Origin of the sequence: Streptomyces sp. NPDC059866 (assembly GCF_042731325.1) — a bacterium.
In the GTDB taxonomy this organism is placed as follows: Bacteria; Actinomycetota; Actinomycetes; order Streptomycetales; family Streptomycetaceae; genus Streptomyces; species Streptomyces flavusporus.
The window spans coordinates 39811-52457 of sequence record NZ_JBHWJT010000043.1 but is presented as its reverse complement, the minus strand read 5'-3'; the positions used below and the strand labels follow the sequence as shown (position 1 = coordinate 52457).

The 12647-nt window shown below is 70.6% G+C and carries 12 protein-coding genes and 1 pseudogene; 7 read left to right on the top strand and 6 right to left on the bottom strand.

Annotation, left to right across the window (positions count from 1 at the left end; genetic code table 11):
- Both ACFV7R_RS40280 and ACFV7R_RS40275 read left to right on the top strand, forming a co-directional pair.
- Positions 1–277: pseudogene (locus ACFV7R_RS40280) on the top strand (transcriptional regulator); the annotation flags it as partial.
- A gap of 4 nt (positions 278–281) precedes the next feature.
- Complete coding sequence (locus ACFV7R_RS40275; RefSeq protein ID WP_385273615.1) at positions 282–653, top strand: DUF2255 family protein; 372 nt, start codon at positions 282–284, stop codon at positions 651–653.
- Positions 654–668: 15 nt separating this feature from the next.
- On the opposite strand, the gene ACFV7R_RS40270 is transcribed toward ACFV7R_RS40275, so the two are convergent.
- Positions 669–1232: a carboxymuconolactone decarboxylase family protein gene (locus ACFV7R_RS40270; RefSeq protein ID WP_224740243.1), complete on the bottom strand. Its 564-nt coding sequence runs from the start codon at positions 1230–1232 to the stop codon at positions 669–671.
- Positions 1233–1256: 24 nt separating this feature from the next.
- The gene (locus ACFV7R_RS40265) at positions 1257–1634 is read right to left on the bottom strand and encodes a nuclear transport factor 2 family protein (protein WP_385273612.1); all 378 of its coding nucleotides are present in this window, start codon (positions 1632–1634) and stop codon (positions 1257–1259) included.
- Positions 1635–2027: 393 nt separating this feature from the next.
- On the opposite strand from ACFV7R_RS40265, the gene ACFV7R_RS40260 reads away from it, so the two are divergent.
- The 3 genes from ACFV7R_RS40260 (at position 2028) to ACFV7R_RS40250 (ending at position 4905) form a co-directional block, all read left to right on the top strand.
- The gene (locus ACFV7R_RS40260) at positions 2028–2495 is read left to right on the top strand and encodes an SsgA family sporulation/cell division regulator (RefSeq protein WP_385273609.1); all 468 of its coding nucleotides are present in this window, start codon (positions 2028–2030) and stop codon (positions 2493–2495) included.
- Positions 2496–2678: 183 nt separating this feature from the next.
- Positions 2679–3533 (top strand): Bax inhibitor-1/YccA family protein, encoded by an 855-nt coding sequence (locus tag ACFV7R_RS40255; protein WP_224740247.1) that lies wholly within the window; start codon positions 2679–2681, stop codon positions 3531–3533.
- 139 nt (positions 3534–3672) lie between these two features.
- Positions 3673–4905 carry a cytochrome P450 gene (locus ACFV7R_RS40250; protein ID WP_385273606.1) on the top strand — a complete coding sequence of 411 codons (1233 nt, stop codon included), beginning with the start codon at positions 3673–3675 and terminating at the stop codon, positions 4903–4905.
- Positions 4906–4974: 69 nt separating this feature from the next.
- On the opposite strand, the gene ACFV7R_RS40245 is transcribed toward ACFV7R_RS40250, so the two are convergent.
- The 4 genes from ACFV7R_RS40245 to ACFV7R_RS40230 form a co-directional block, all read right to left on the bottom strand.
- Positions 4975–5565, bottom strand: a complete 591-nt coding sequence (locus tag ACFV7R_RS40245) for a DUF308 domain-containing protein (protein WP_385273603.1) — start codon at positions 5563–5565, stop codon at positions 4975–4977.
- A gap of 43 nt (positions 5566–5608) precedes the next feature.
- Positions 5609–7228, bottom strand: coding sequence for a tannase/feruloyl esterase family alpha/beta hydrolase (locus tag ACFV7R_RS40240; protein WP_385273600.1), 1620 nt, complete (start codon positions 7226–7228; stop codon positions 5609–5611).
- A gap of 151 nt (positions 7229–7379) precedes the next feature.
- Positions 7380–8072 (bottom strand): cytochrome b/b6 domain-containing protein, encoded by a 693-nt coding sequence (locus tag ACFV7R_RS40235; protein WP_385273597.1) that lies wholly within the window; start codon positions 8070–8072, stop codon positions 7380–7382.
- Positions 8020–8688 (bottom strand): molybdopterin-dependent oxidoreductase, encoded by a 669-nt coding sequence (locus tag ACFV7R_RS40230; protein WP_385273635.1) that lies wholly within the window; start codon positions 8686–8688, stop codon positions 8020–8022. The genes ACFV7R_RS40235 and ACFV7R_RS40230 overlap by 53 nt, the downstream gene beginning before the upstream one ends.
- A 444-nt stretch (positions 8689–9132) precedes the next feature.
- Between ACFV7R_RS40230 and abc-f the strand changes: the two genes are divergently transcribed.
- Positions 9133–10767: a ribosomal protection-like ABC-F family protein gene (gene abc-f, locus ACFV7R_RS40225; RefSeq protein ID WP_385273594.1), complete on the top strand. Its 1635-nt coding sequence runs from the start codon at positions 9133–9135 to the stop codon at positions 10765–10767.
- Positions 10768–10846: 79 nt separating this feature from the next.
- A complete protein-coding gene (locus ACFV7R_RS40220) occupies positions 10847–12547 on the top strand; it encodes an ABC-F family ATP-binding cassette domain-containing protein (RefSeq protein ID WP_385273591.1) in 1701 nt (566 codons plus the stop codon).
- Positions 12548–12647 lie beyond the last annotated feature (100 nt).

The following is a 12647-nucleotide window of genomic DNA, read 5'->3' as shown; positions in this document are numbered from 1 at the left end:
CGCCCGCCTCGTCGGCGAACTGACCATCCAGGAGGCCGACTTCCGCACCTGGTGGGCCGAACACCGCGTCAACAGCGCGACCTACGGCACCAAGCGCTACCGCCACCCCCTGGTGGGAGACCTCACCCTCGACTGCGACACCTGGGCGAGCCCCGACGGCTCCGGACAGCGCCTGATGGTCCTGACCGCCGAACCCGGCAGCCCCTCCCACGACGCCCTGCGCATCCTCACCTCCTGGACCGCGGAGCGGACGGAACCGACCGAACAGAGGACCTGACCCGATGACCACCTGGGCGCCCGAAGACCAGACCCTGCTCTCCGAGACCTACTCCCTCGTCCTGACCGCCGGGGACGGTGACCGCCCCGGTGTGGAGATCGGCATGGTGGTCGTCGACGGCGAACTGTACGTCCGCGCTTACCGGGGAGTCCGCTCCCGCTGGTACCGGGCGGCGCGGGAACACGGTCACGGAACGATCCAGGTGGGCGGCGTCACCCGCGATGTCCTGCTCACGACCCGTGACCTCGAACCACCCTCCGGACTCGACGCCGCCTTCCGCGGCAAGTACGGACCGGTGGCCGACGCCCTCGTCGCGCGCCCGGAGGCACATGCCGCGACGATCCGGCTCGACCCGGCACCCGCGCCGACCCCCTGAGAGGCCCGCCGCGCCTCAGACGCCGGTGGTGTCACCGGAGGTGCCGAGCACCGGTTCGTCGTCGTACACCTTGGTCACCTCCACGTTCAGCACGGTGGCGATCCGTCCGAACGACCAGTAGTAGCCGGCCACTTGCAGCACCTCGACCAGTTCGCGGTCGCTGAGGAACCGGCGGGCCTCGTCGAAGACCTCGTCGGAGACGCGTGGGTGCCGCACCACCTCGGCGGTGAACCGGACGAGCGCGCGGTCGGCCTCGGACAGTTCGGGGCTGTCGATCTGCCGGTCGCGGACGAGCTGCCGGGTTCGCTCGTCGACGCCGGCCGAGCGGGCCATGGGGTCGTGCTGGGCCGCGACGAACGTGCCGTCGGTGTGGGCGGCGACGGTGAGGATCACCAGTTCGCGTGCGCGGTCCGGCAGTTCGAGTGAGGTGAACAGTGTCCTGGCGAACTCGACGAACGGCTTCACGGTGCCCGTCGAGTGGGACATCATCTTGACCATCGGGTCGGGCGGCAGCTTGCCGAGGAACGTGGCGACCTCGTCCGGGAACGAGGCGGGATCCGGGTCGGTGAGACGGGGCACGGTGGTCCTCCGATCGTGGGTGGCTCAGACGGTCCGGGCGGGCTCGAGGTCGAAACCCGTCTCGCTCAGGTGCCGGAAGCGGCCGTCCTCGGCGAAGGTGCCGAAGATCGCGATCTCCCGGCTCTGGGTGGTGCCGTTCTTCAAAGTGATGTGGAAGACGTGCCGTTCGGCGTAGGTGTCACCGTCGGTCAGCTCGTCGAGCACGGTGACCGTGCCTTCCGTGACCTGGCCGCGGATGCCCGCGACCATCCGCGTGAACTCGTCGCGGTTCAGCGTCTTTCCGTCGCTGCGGTGTGTGTAGTCCGGGGCGTAGTAGCGGTCGAGGACCTCGTGCAGTTCCACCGCGGGGTCGGGCTCGAAGACCAGGGCGCGGAGGGCGTCGGAGATACGGACGTGGCTCATCGTGGGTGTGTCCTTCGGTTGCGGAGGGACGCCATAAGCAGACCCGTGGGTCCGGTAATCATCGTACCGGACCCACGGGTCCGCTTCGTGGTGGAGCCACCCTGACATCGAGGGATCCTCGCCTGCAGCCGTCCGCCCCCGGCCACAGGCGGGGTCCGCGTTTTCGAGAAACGTGTTTCCGCTTGTCGGCCTTCGGCCTCTCCGCAGCCAATTGACTTACGTCACGTCCCGCGCAGCCCGTTCGACGCTTCCCGGAGCCGCTCTTCGGCCGCCGGGGTTCTGCTACGCCCTTCCAGGCGACGTCGCTTGACCGTCAAGTGACCGATGTGTGGGTTCCGTTCCCGGCGAAGAGTGGTAGGCGCAGACTTCGTCCCATGGAGGGGAACTCCTGTCATGCACCGTGATCAGTCACCCCTGAAGGCGCGTCCGGCGTCCGAGCCGGTGCCTCCGCTGTTCCTGGACCTCGACCAGATGCTCGATGAGTTCACCCCGCTGCCGATACGGGCGGAGTTCCGCTTCGACCCGGACATGCCCGCGGTGATCACGGTCGAGTTCCTGGCGGAACGAGGACCGAGTCTCATCTGGCGTATCGGCCGCGAGCTCCTCCACCACGGCCTGACATCGATGAGCGGCTGCGGCGACGTACGGATGTGGCCGGCGCTGCCCAGGGAACGGCCCTCGTCCTGGCTGCTTCTCGAATCGGAGGAGGTGGAGGCCCTGTTCGAGGTGCCCGCGGCACCGCTGGCGGAGTGGCTCGACGCGACCTACCGGATCACCTCGGCCGAGGCGGAGATGGACGGCCTGAACTGGGACGGCTTCCTCATGGAGCTGCTCGACGGCCCGGCGACACCGTCCGAATGACCGCCGCCGGGTGCGCGCACTCGGATGACTTGCTTCCGATCGCGTCACCTGTCAGAGTGGTGACGCGCAGGGTTGCCGTCGTCGGCCCGGCACATGACCAGTGCCACACGTGTGCCGTCCCGGACACCCGATGACAACGCTTTGCCGCAGGCCGCGAGTGTGCGGCGGACGAGGAGGAATGACGTGAGGTCCAGCAACCCGATCTTTTCCCGCTGGGGTGCCGCCCGTGACGCCGGCCCGGCCGACGCCTACGCGCAGCGGCCGGTGGGTGCCGCTGTCGGCGGCCGGCCGGCGGACGACTACGCGACCAACCCCTACGCCCCCGGTGCGGACACGTCACCGCGGACCGCCGGTACCGCGGTGACCATGGACGACGTCATCGTCCGCACCGGGACGACGCTCGGCACCGTGGCCCTGACGGCCGTACTGTCCTGGCTCCTGCTGCCCGTCGACGAGGCGAACATCGGCCGCTCGTACGGCATCGCGGTGGGCGCGGCTCTCGTCGCCTTCGTCCTGTCGCTGGTCCAGTCCTTCAAGCGGACGCCGTCCCCGGTGCTGATCCTCGGGTACGCGGCGTTCGAGGGTGTCTTCCTCGGCGTCCTCTCCAGCACGATCTCGACCTATATCGCGCCGGGTGTGGTCGTGCAGGCGGTGCTCGGCACCTTCGCAGTGTCCGCGGGTGTGCTCGTCGCGTACCGCATGCGCTGGATACGGGTGACCCAGAGGTTCACCGGGTTCGTCGCCGCGGCCGCGACCGGCTTCCTCCTGCTGCTCGTCGCCGACCTCCTCTTCTCCGCCTTCGGCGCGGGCGACGGCCTCGGCTTCCACAGCGGCGGCCTCGGCATCCTCTTCGGCGTCGTCGGCATCCTGCTCGGCGCGGCGTTCCTCGCCCTGGACTTCAAGCAGGTCGAGGACGCCGTCGCCTACGGTGCCCCGCGCGAGGAGGCGTGGCTGGCCGCCTTCGGTCTCACCACGACGCTGGTGTGGATCTACCTGGAGGTGCTGCGCGTGCTGACCATCTTCAACAGCGACAACTGAGTTCTCCGCCGCCGGAGGGGCATGCGCACCGCGCATGCCCCTCCGGCGTGTCCGTACATGGGTCCGCCGTCTGAACCTCCACGGAACCCGGCTCGTTCTCATGACGACGACCTGACCGCCAGAACGGGAGAGACGTGTCATGAGCCCCCACGAGGAGTGCCCGTACCAGGACGGCCGGGTGGTCATCGATCCCGCCTTCAAGGCGGAGGCCCCCGCGCGGTACGCCCGGCTGCGGGAACTCGGGCCCATCCATCCGGCCGAGTTCCACCTCGGCCTGAAGGGCTGGGTGATCGTCGGCTACGACCTGGCCCGGGAGGCGCTGGCCCACCCCGCCCTGCTCAAGGACGCCACGCCCGCCGCCGAGGCCCTGGCCGCCGCCGGCTACGTCCTCAACAAGCCCTCGGTGGGGCTCGGCGCGCAGATGATGGAGGCCGACCCGCCCGAGCACACCCGGCTGCGCCGGCTGGCCTCGGCCGCGTTCACCCCGCGTCGTACGGCCGAACTGGCGCCGCGCATCGAGCAGATCGCCCACGACCTGATCGACGCGCTGCCGCCGGCGGGCGAGACCGACCTCGTCGAGGCGTTCAACGCCCCGTTGCCGGGCACGGTCATCGCCGAACTCCTCGGCATCCCCGAGGAACACCACCCGGACTTCCGCCGCTGGTCGGCCCGGGCGCTCCAGGTGGCCTCGCCCGAGCACCGCCCGGCGCTGGCCGGTCTGCACGGGCTGCTGGCCGACCTCGTCGCGGACAAACGTCGCCGCCCCCAGGACGACCTGCTGTCCGCCCTGGTCGCCGTACGTGACGAGGAGGACGGCCGGCTGACCGAGGAGGAACTCGTGGGCACGGCCATGATGCTGGTGGTCGCCGGTCACGAGAGCACCGTGAACCTGCTGGGCAACGCCGTGCTGGCGCTGCTGCAACACCCCGACCAGCTACGGCTGTTGCGGGACCGGCCCGAGCTGGTGCCCGGCGCGGTGGAGGAGTTCCTGCGCTACGACACCTCCGTCGAGCGCTCCACCAGCCGTTACGCGGCGGAAGACATCGAACTGGGCGGGGTACCGATCCCCCGCGGCAGTATGGTCGTCGTCGCTCTCGGTGCGGCGGGGCGCGACGCCCCGCAGGCCGAGGACGGCGACCCGGCCGTGCTCGACGTGACCCGGCCGGGCGCCCGGCATCTGGCCTTCGGGCACGGCATCCACTACTGCCTGGGCGCCCCGCTCGCGCGCCTGGAGACGGCCATCGCCCTGCGCACCCTGCTCGTCCGCGTCCCCGAACTCGAACTCGCCGCCCCGGCAGGCTTCTTGCAGTGGATCGGCTCCGGCATCATCCGCGGCGTGCTCTCCCTCCCGGTGCGCTACCGCGTCGGCTGACGACATGAGAAACGTCCCGGCCCGCGTCGTGGAGACGCGGGCCGGGACGGAACAGAAGGGGTACGGCCGTCAGGCGGTCCGGCTGCGCAGCTGACGGGTCTTCCAGCCCAGCAGGCCCGCCTGGACGATGAAGAACACCCCACCGCCCGTGGCGTACACCGAGAGCACGTCGAGCGATGGATCGTCGCCCGCGGCCTGGATGTTGTAGGAGATGCCGACGACGAAGGACAGTCCGCCCGCGATCAGCATCGGCCACTGCTTACCCAGTTCGGGGCCGCGCCGCTTGAGCCCGACGGCCACCTGGGCGGCCCCGGAGATGACGGCCCAGGCGCCGAACACGTGGAGCACGGGCGCCACGCCACCGGCCCCGGCGATGCCGACCGCGATCGCGGCGAGCGTACTCAGCACCCCGTTGAACGCCGTGACCCGGCGCTCCGATCCGTCGGGGAGGGCCCGGTGGTCGATCAGTGACGACACCGCGTCGATCAGCGGGTAGACGACCAGCAGCGTGATCGCCACGGCGTCGACGTCCTCGTGGGCTCCGGCGAACGCCAGCGCCCATGCCACGGCCAGGACACCGCGGCCCAGGTACAGCCTCAGCAGGGAGGAGCGTTCGCCCGTGGCCGCCGCATCCGCGGGTGCCGATGTCTGCGTGTTCATGGTGGTTCGGCCTTTCTCAGGTCGGGGGGCGTCGCCGGCCCGGTCAGTGCCGGGACGGGAAGACGCACTTGAAGCTGGAAGCGACGGCCGGGTCGCCGTAGCCCTTGTAGCGGGACACCTGCGGGTAGCTGCACAGGTCACGGGTGACGCTCTGCCCCGAGGCGTTGATCAGGGTGGCGGGCAGGGTCTTGGGCGCCTTGCCGTGCTCGACCCAGGCGGTCAGCGCGGCGAGGCCGTCGGCCGAGCCGTCAGCGCCGTTGAGGCCGCAGTGGTTGGTACCCGGGGCGAGGAAGAGACGGTAGAAGTCGTCGACCCGCTTGGCGCCGCCCAGTTCACGCTCGACCCGCTCGCGGTACTGCACGGTGCCCTGGGTGGGGATGTACTCGTCGGCGTCGCCGTGCCAGCTCAGCAGCTTGCCGCCGGACTTGCGGAAGGCCGACAGGTCCGGGTCGTCCGTGCCGATGACCTTGTCGTACTCGGCCTGGGACTGCTGGAACAGCTGCGTGAACTGACCGTAGGTGACCTTCGGGATGTCGAGGGACGGGTCCTTCGCCACCCAGAGCTTGACCCAGGCGGCGGGCACCGGGAACGGCGTCCCCACGACGTTTCCGTCGGCGTCGGGATCGGTGTGCCCGGCCAGTGCCCAGATGTCGGCCCCGACCGGGACGCCGTACCACAGCTTCTTGCCGGAGACGGTGCGCGGACCGTCCCAGATCTTGCGTACGACGGTCGCGTCGGCCGCCGTGATGGTCAGCTCCCTGCCCTCGCACACGACCTTGGTGCCGATCAGCCGGCGCGGGTCGAAGTCGCAGCGGGACGGGTCGTTGACCAGGCCGTCCTTGACACCGTCGAGGGAGTCGCAGGCCTCGACGGCGGCGTTGGTGAAGGCGTCGAACTCACACTTGGACGGGTAGGTCTTCTCGTTGTTCATGACCACCTGCGGCCACAGGGTGGCGACCTCGAACTCGTCCCAGTTGACGGCGGGAGCGTCGGCGAGGATGCCGTCGTAGTCGTCGGGGTAGCGCTGGGCCTCCATATAGCCCTGGCGTCCGCCGGTGGAGCAGCCGGTGAAGTACGAGTACGCGGGACCCTTGCCGTAGATCGCGTCGACGACCTCCTTGCCGACGACCGCCGCCTCGTGCTGGGAGCGGGAGGCGAAGTTCTTCAGCAGCGCGGTGTTGACCCGGCCCTCGCTGTCCAGCGCCCAACTGGTGTCGAGGGCGTCGCCGACACCGGCGTCGGTGGAGACGGCGGCGTAGCCGTTCTTGACCGCGGTGCCCAGGCCGACGCCGTTGTCGCCGGCCAGGTAGGCGGCGCCGCCGAGCCCCTGGAAACGGCCGTTCCAGCCGCTGACGGGCAGCCAGGTCCGCACCTTGGCGTGGTCGCCGTCGCCCGGATGCGTGAGGGTGACCGTCACTTCGCAGTAGGCAGGGACGCCGGTGACCGTGCCGCCCAGGGCCCCGGTGCCGTGGATGGTGCCGCCCTCCTGGCCGACCGCTGTCACGGACTCCACCTTGGTCCCGGCCGGCGCCTTCACGGACGGCGTCGAGCAGGCGAACGGCGCGGCGGCGGAGCCGTCCCGGGGCTCCGCCGAGGCGGTCGGCAAGTACACCGCCGCGGCCAGCGGCACACCGGCCGCGAGGACAGTCAGAAGTCGTCTCATTGTTTTCCCATCCGAGGAAGTAGATGTGCCTCTGAAACACAGCGACACATGTGCACGGCTCACTCTGGCCATGCGTCACATGTCCCGACAACAGTCAGTTGACGGTCCATGTCCAGGGGCACCGCCCGGGCTACCCGAAGGACGTGTTAGGTCATTCGACGGTCCGCCGCCCGGACCCGTCGCCCACGTGCTCCTCCCGCAGCCACCGCGAGTGATACCGCTGCGCCCACGACCGGCTGACGTATCCCGTGCGCATCCCCAGCCGCGCCTCGGGGTCCTCGAACGCCTTGCGCATGTGCCCGAGGACAACAAACGTGATCGCCCAGGCCAGGATGTCGTGGACGAAGATCGCGCTGGTGCGGGAGATGAAGGGCAGCAGCCCCATGAACCACATCAGCAGGCCGGTGAACATCATCACCAGTACGGCACCGGCGATCCAGCCCGCGTAGAGCTTCTGGCCCGCGTTGAACTTGCCGGCCGGGCGGGCCTCGGGCGAGGTGCGGCGCCTGCGGACGGCGCGCAGCCACTGACGGTCGTACACCGCGAAACGGTTCAGCCTGCGCAGGTCCGCGCGGAAGGCGGGCGAGAAGAGCCCCAGCAGGAAGGGCAGCGGCAGCGAGATGCCGGACCACTCGTGGACCGTGACCATCAGGTGGCGCCGTCCGACGAGTTGGGCCAGCGGCCCGAGGTAGAGACAGGCGGCGGAGACCAGGCACAGCAGCATCAGGTAGCCCGTGGCCCGGTGGACCATGCGCTCGGCGGTGCTGAAGCGGCGTACCCGGCCGTCGTGTTCAGGCCGCGTCACTGTGCCGGTCGGCTCCGTCGAGCCAGCCGTCGACCGCATATCCGCGCTCCTCCCAGTAGCCGGGAACGACCTGGTCGGTGACCGAGATGCCGGACAGCCACTTGGCCGACTTGTAGAAGTACATGGGGGCCACGTAGAGGCGGACGGGTCCGCCGTGCGCGTGGGTGATGGGTTTGTCCTGCATGTTCAGCGCCACCAGGACGTCCGATCGGCGCGCCTGTTCCAGCGTGAGGCTCTCGCTGTAGGCGCCGTCGAAGCAGGTGAACCGGATCGCCGCACCCGGGGAACGCACGCCGGCGTCGTCGAGGATGTCCGCCAGCTTCACACCCTCGAAGGGCGTGTTCTCCACCCGCCATCCGTCGGTGCACACGACGTCGTGGACGACCCGGGTCTGCGGCATCGCGCGCAACGCGTCGAGCGTGTAGGTCTTCGGCCGCTCCACCAGTCCGTCGACCCGGAGTTCGTAGTTCGTCGCGTCCTTGTGCGGCACCGAGCCGACGACGCTGTAGTACCGGAAGCCGCCCGGGTTGGGCAGCAGACCGGTCAGGCCTGAGGGGTCGACCTCCGAGGCGGTGGCGAGGAACCCCTCCCAGCCACGCTGGAGGTAAGGCGCGGCGGCGAGCCCCGCCGCTCCCGCCCCGAGCATGCCCAGCATTGCCCGCCGCCCCACCGGTGCACCTCCGGCCCTCGGCTTCGGCTTCGGCTTTTCGGCCATGGTTTGCGCTCCTTCCGGCACATGTGAACTCTGCCGAGTCACCATGCTCAGCATCGTCACCGACTTAACTGGTGACGATGCTGTCATGAGGGTCTCGAGGGTGTCAACACAGAAGCCCGCTGATGCACACGTATGAGCTCGGCATGCCACGCCGTCGACCGAGCAGGACGGAGACTGTTAGGCTGCGAGTGACGTTGACCGTGTATCGAGGAGTCACAGACGTGGTGGGTGAAGACGACATCTCCGGGTGAGATCCGGATCTGACGGCCACCGGCCGGCGCTCAGGAGCGCTGCCGACGTGGTCCGTCTCGTCGTACCCCTTTTCCCACGTCTGCCCAGGGCAGAGCTCTGTTCTCCGCCCTCAAGCCGCTCGAGGTCACCTCCATGTCCGACGCATCCATCGTCTGTTCGAACCTCTCCTTCGCCTGGCCCGACGACACCCCGGTCTTCCACGACCTGTCCTTCACCGTGAACAGCGGCCGCACCGGCCTGGTCGCCCCCAACGGCTCGGGCAAGAGCACCCTGCTCAAGCTGATCGCCGGTGAACTGAAGCCCGCCACCGGCTCCGTGTCCGTCGGCGGCACACTCGGATACCTCCCGCAGAGCCTCCCCCTGACCGGCAACCTCACGGTCGCCGAGGTGCTGGGCGTCGCCGCGGTGATCCGGGCCCTGGACGCCGTGGAGTCCGGGGACGTCAGCGAGGAGCACTTCACCACCATCGGCGACGACTGGGACATCGAGGAACGCACCCGCGCCCAGCTCGACCGGCTGGGCCTCGCCGACCTCACCCTGGACCGCAGCCTGAGCACGCTCAGCGGCGGCCAGGTCGTCTCCCTCGGCCTCGCCGCCCAGCTGCTCAGGCGCCCCGACGTGCTACTGCTCGACGAGCCCACCAACAACCTCGACCTTCAGGCCCGGCACAAGCTCTACGACGTGCTGTCGGACTTCACCGGCTGCCTGCTGCTGGTCAGCCACGACCGGGCGCTGCTCGACCGCATGGACCGCATCGCCGAGCTCGGCAGCGACGAACTGCGCTTCTACGGCGGCAACTTCACCGAGTACGAGGAGGCCGTGCGCGCCGAGCAGGAGGTCGCCGAGAAGAACGTCCGCAACGCCGAACAGGAACTCAAGCGCGAGAAGCGGGAGATGCAGCAGGCCCGCGAACGCGCCGAGCGCCGCATGAGCAACGCCTCCCGCAACCTCAAGAACGCCGGCCTGCCCAAGATCTTCGCCGGCAACATGAAGCGCGGCGCCCAGGAGGCCGCGGGCAAGTCCGGCCAGATGCACGCCTCCCGGGTCAGCGAGGCCAAGGCCCGCCTGGACGAGGCCGGACGTGCGCTGCGCGACGAGCAGCGCCTCACCCTGGAACTGCCCGACACCCAGGTGCCCGCCGGGCGCAACCTCTTCCTCGGCGAGGGGATGCAGGTCCGTCTCGGGGACATGGACGTGTTCGCTCCGGGCGGGGTCGACCTGACCGTTCGCGGCCCCGAGCGCATCGCGCTGACCGGGCCCAACGGCGCCGGAAAGACCACCCTGATGCGGCTGATCACCGGCGAACTCGCCCCGGACGGCGGGGAGGTCAAGCGCAACGACGGGCGGATCGCCTACCTCTCGCAGCGCCTGGACCTGCTGGACCTGGACCGCACCGTGGCGGAGAACTTCGCCGCGTTCGCCCCCGAGCGGCCCGAAGCGGAGCGGATGAACCTGCTCGCCCGCTTCCTCTTCCGGGGCGCGCGGGCACACCTGCCCGTCAAAGTGCTCTCCGGCGGCGAACGTCTGCGCGCCACCCTGGCCTGCGTGCTGTGCGCCGAACCGGCCCCCCACCTACTGCTGCTCGACGAGCCCACCAACAACCTCGACCTGGTCAGCGCGGGCCAGCTGGAGAGCGCGCTCAACTCCTACCAGGGCGCCTTCCTGGTGGTCAGCCACGACGAGCGGTTCCTCGCCGAGATCGGCGTGAACCGCTGGCTGCGGCTGGCCGACGGATCCCTCACGGAGACGGGAGCCCCCGCGGTGTGAGCCGCCGACGTGTGACGTGGCCCGCGTCCGAGGCGGCACGCCCCGCGGGCCGAACACCGATCACGTTGGACGGTTCCCCATGCCCCAGCCCCATCCACAGCCCGCTCTGCTCGCCCACGACCTCGTCCGCACCCTGGGCGGCCGACGCGTCCTCGACGGCATCTCCCTGACCGCCTCCCCCGGCCACCGCATCGGCCTGATCGGGGAGAACGGCGTCGGCAAGTCCACCCTGCTGCGGGTGCTCGCCGGCGTGGACGAACCCGACGCGGGAAGCGTCATCCGCCCGGCCGACCTGGGCTTCCTGCACCAGGAGATGCCGTACGACGCCGACTCCACCATCGCCGCGGTGCTGGACGAGGCGCTGCGCGAGGCCCGCGAGGACCTCGTCGAGCTGGACCGGCTCGGCGAGGAACTCGCCCGCGTCCCGGAGGACCATCCCGGCCACCAGGAGCTCCTCGACGCCTACGGCAGGCGCCTGGAGCAGGCCCAGGACCGGGCGTCCTGGGACGCCGACCGCCGCGCGGCTCTCGTGCTGGACGGCCTGGGCCTCGGCGCCTTCGGCCACGACCGCACGCTCGGTTCGCTCTCCGGCGGGCAGCGCGGCCGGCTGGCCCTGGCCGCCCTGCTCGTACGGCGGCCCTCGGCGCTGCTGCTGGACGAGCCGACCAACCACCTCGACGACGGCGCCGCCGCCTTCCTGGAGGAGCAGATCCGTGGCCTGCCCGGAACGGTGGTGGTCGCCAGCCACGACCGGGCGTTCCTCGACGCCGTCTGCACCGACCTGATCGACCTCGACCCGGCGGTGGACGGCCCGGTCCGCTACGGCGGCAACTACAGCGCCTACCTGTCGGAGAAGCACGCCGAGCGGGAGCGCTGGAAGCGGCGGTACGCCGAGGAACAGGCAGAGCTGGCGGAGCTCAGGCACGCGGCGGGGGTGACCGCGCACCGGGTCGCGCCGGACCGCGGCCGTACCGACAACGAGAAGATGGGCTACGGGCACCGGGCGGGCCGGGTGCAGAACCAGGTCTCCCGCCGGGTACGCAACGCTGCCCGGCGGCTTGAGGAACTCGAGCGCACCCGGGTCGCCGAGCCGCCGCGCCCGCTGCGGTTCGCAGCGGGGGAACTGGCCGCGCGTACCGAGGAGGGCCCGCGACCCCTGGTCTCCCTGCACGAGGTGCGGGTACCCGGCCGGCTCGCACTGGACGGCCTGGAGGTGTCGGCGACGGACCGGCTGCTGATCACGGGCGGCAACGGGGCGGGCAAGTCGACGCTGCTCGCCGTGCTCGCCGGACGTCTCCCGGCCGAGGGCGAGGTGCACCGGCGGCGCCGGCTGACGGTGGGGCTGCTCACCCAGGACACCGTGTTCGAGCGGCCCGAGCGCACGGTCCGGGACACCTACGAGCTGTCGCTGGGTGCGCAGCGGGCCGAGAAGGTGCCGCTGGGCTCGCTCGGCCTGATGCACGAGGCGGACCTGGACAAGCCGGTCGGGCAGCTGTCCGTGGGCCAGCGCCGGCGCCTGGCGCTGGCCCTTCTGGTGGCCCGCCCGCCCCAGCTGCTGCTGCTCGACGAGCCCACCAACCACCTGTCCCCTCGCCTGTGCGACGAGTTGGAGGCCGCGCTGGGCCCGGGCCCGGGCGCGATCGTCGTCGCCAGCCACGACCGCTGGCTACGCCGGCGCTGGCAGGGCCGCGAACTCCATCTGGAACCGGGACACGGGCGACGGGAGGAGGCGGGTCCCACACTCGCGGCCCACCCCGCCCACGGCCCTGACCCTCGCTGACCGAGCCCGGTGCCGTACGATCTCCAGCACACTGGCACCAGGGAGAACCGTCTGGAGCGGTGACGCTTCTTGCGTCCGGCGTAAGTCACCTGTCAAAATG

Coding starts and splice junctions, on each gene's coding strand:
- ACFV7R_RS40235 (WP_385273597.1), bottom strand. CDS start 8,072: ATGCGGTCGACGGCTGGCTCGACGGAGCCGACCGGCACAGTGACGCGG.
- ACFV7R_RS40230 (WP_385273635.1), bottom strand. CDS start 8,688: ATGCTGGGCATGCTCGGGGCGGGAGCGGCGGGGCTCGCCGCCGCGCCT.
- ACFV7R_RS40265 (WP_385273612.1), bottom strand. CDS start 1,634: ATGAGCCACGTCCGTATCTCCGACGCCCTCCGCGCCCTGGTCTTCGAG.
- ACFV7R_RS40275 (WP_385273615.1), top strand. CDS start 282: ATGACCACCTGGGCGCCCGAAGACCAGACCCTGCTCTCCGAGACCTAC.
- ACFV7R_RS40245 (WP_385273603.1), bottom strand. CDS start 5,565: ATGAACACGCAGACATCGGCACCCGCGGATGCGGCGGCCACGGGCGAA.
- ACFV7R_RS40220 (WP_385273591.1), top strand. CDS start 10,847: ATGCCCCAGCCCCATCCACAGCCCGCTCTGCTCGCCCACGACCTCGTC.
- ACFV7R_RS40260 (WP_385273609.1), top strand. CDS start 2,028: ATGCACCGTGATCAGTCACCCCTGAAGGCGCGTCCGGCGTCCGAGCCG.
- ACFV7R_RS40250 (WP_385273606.1), top strand. CDS start 3,673: ATGAGCCCCCACGAGGAGTGCCCGTACCAGGACGGCCGGGTGGTCATC.
- ACFV7R_RS40240 (WP_385273600.1), bottom strand. CDS start 7,228: ATGAGACGACTTCTGACTGTCCTCGCGGCCGGTGTGCCGCTGGCCGCG.
- abc-f (WP_385273594.1), top strand. CDS start 9,133: ATGTCCGACGCATCCATCGTCTGTTCGAACCTCTCCTTCGCCTGGCCC.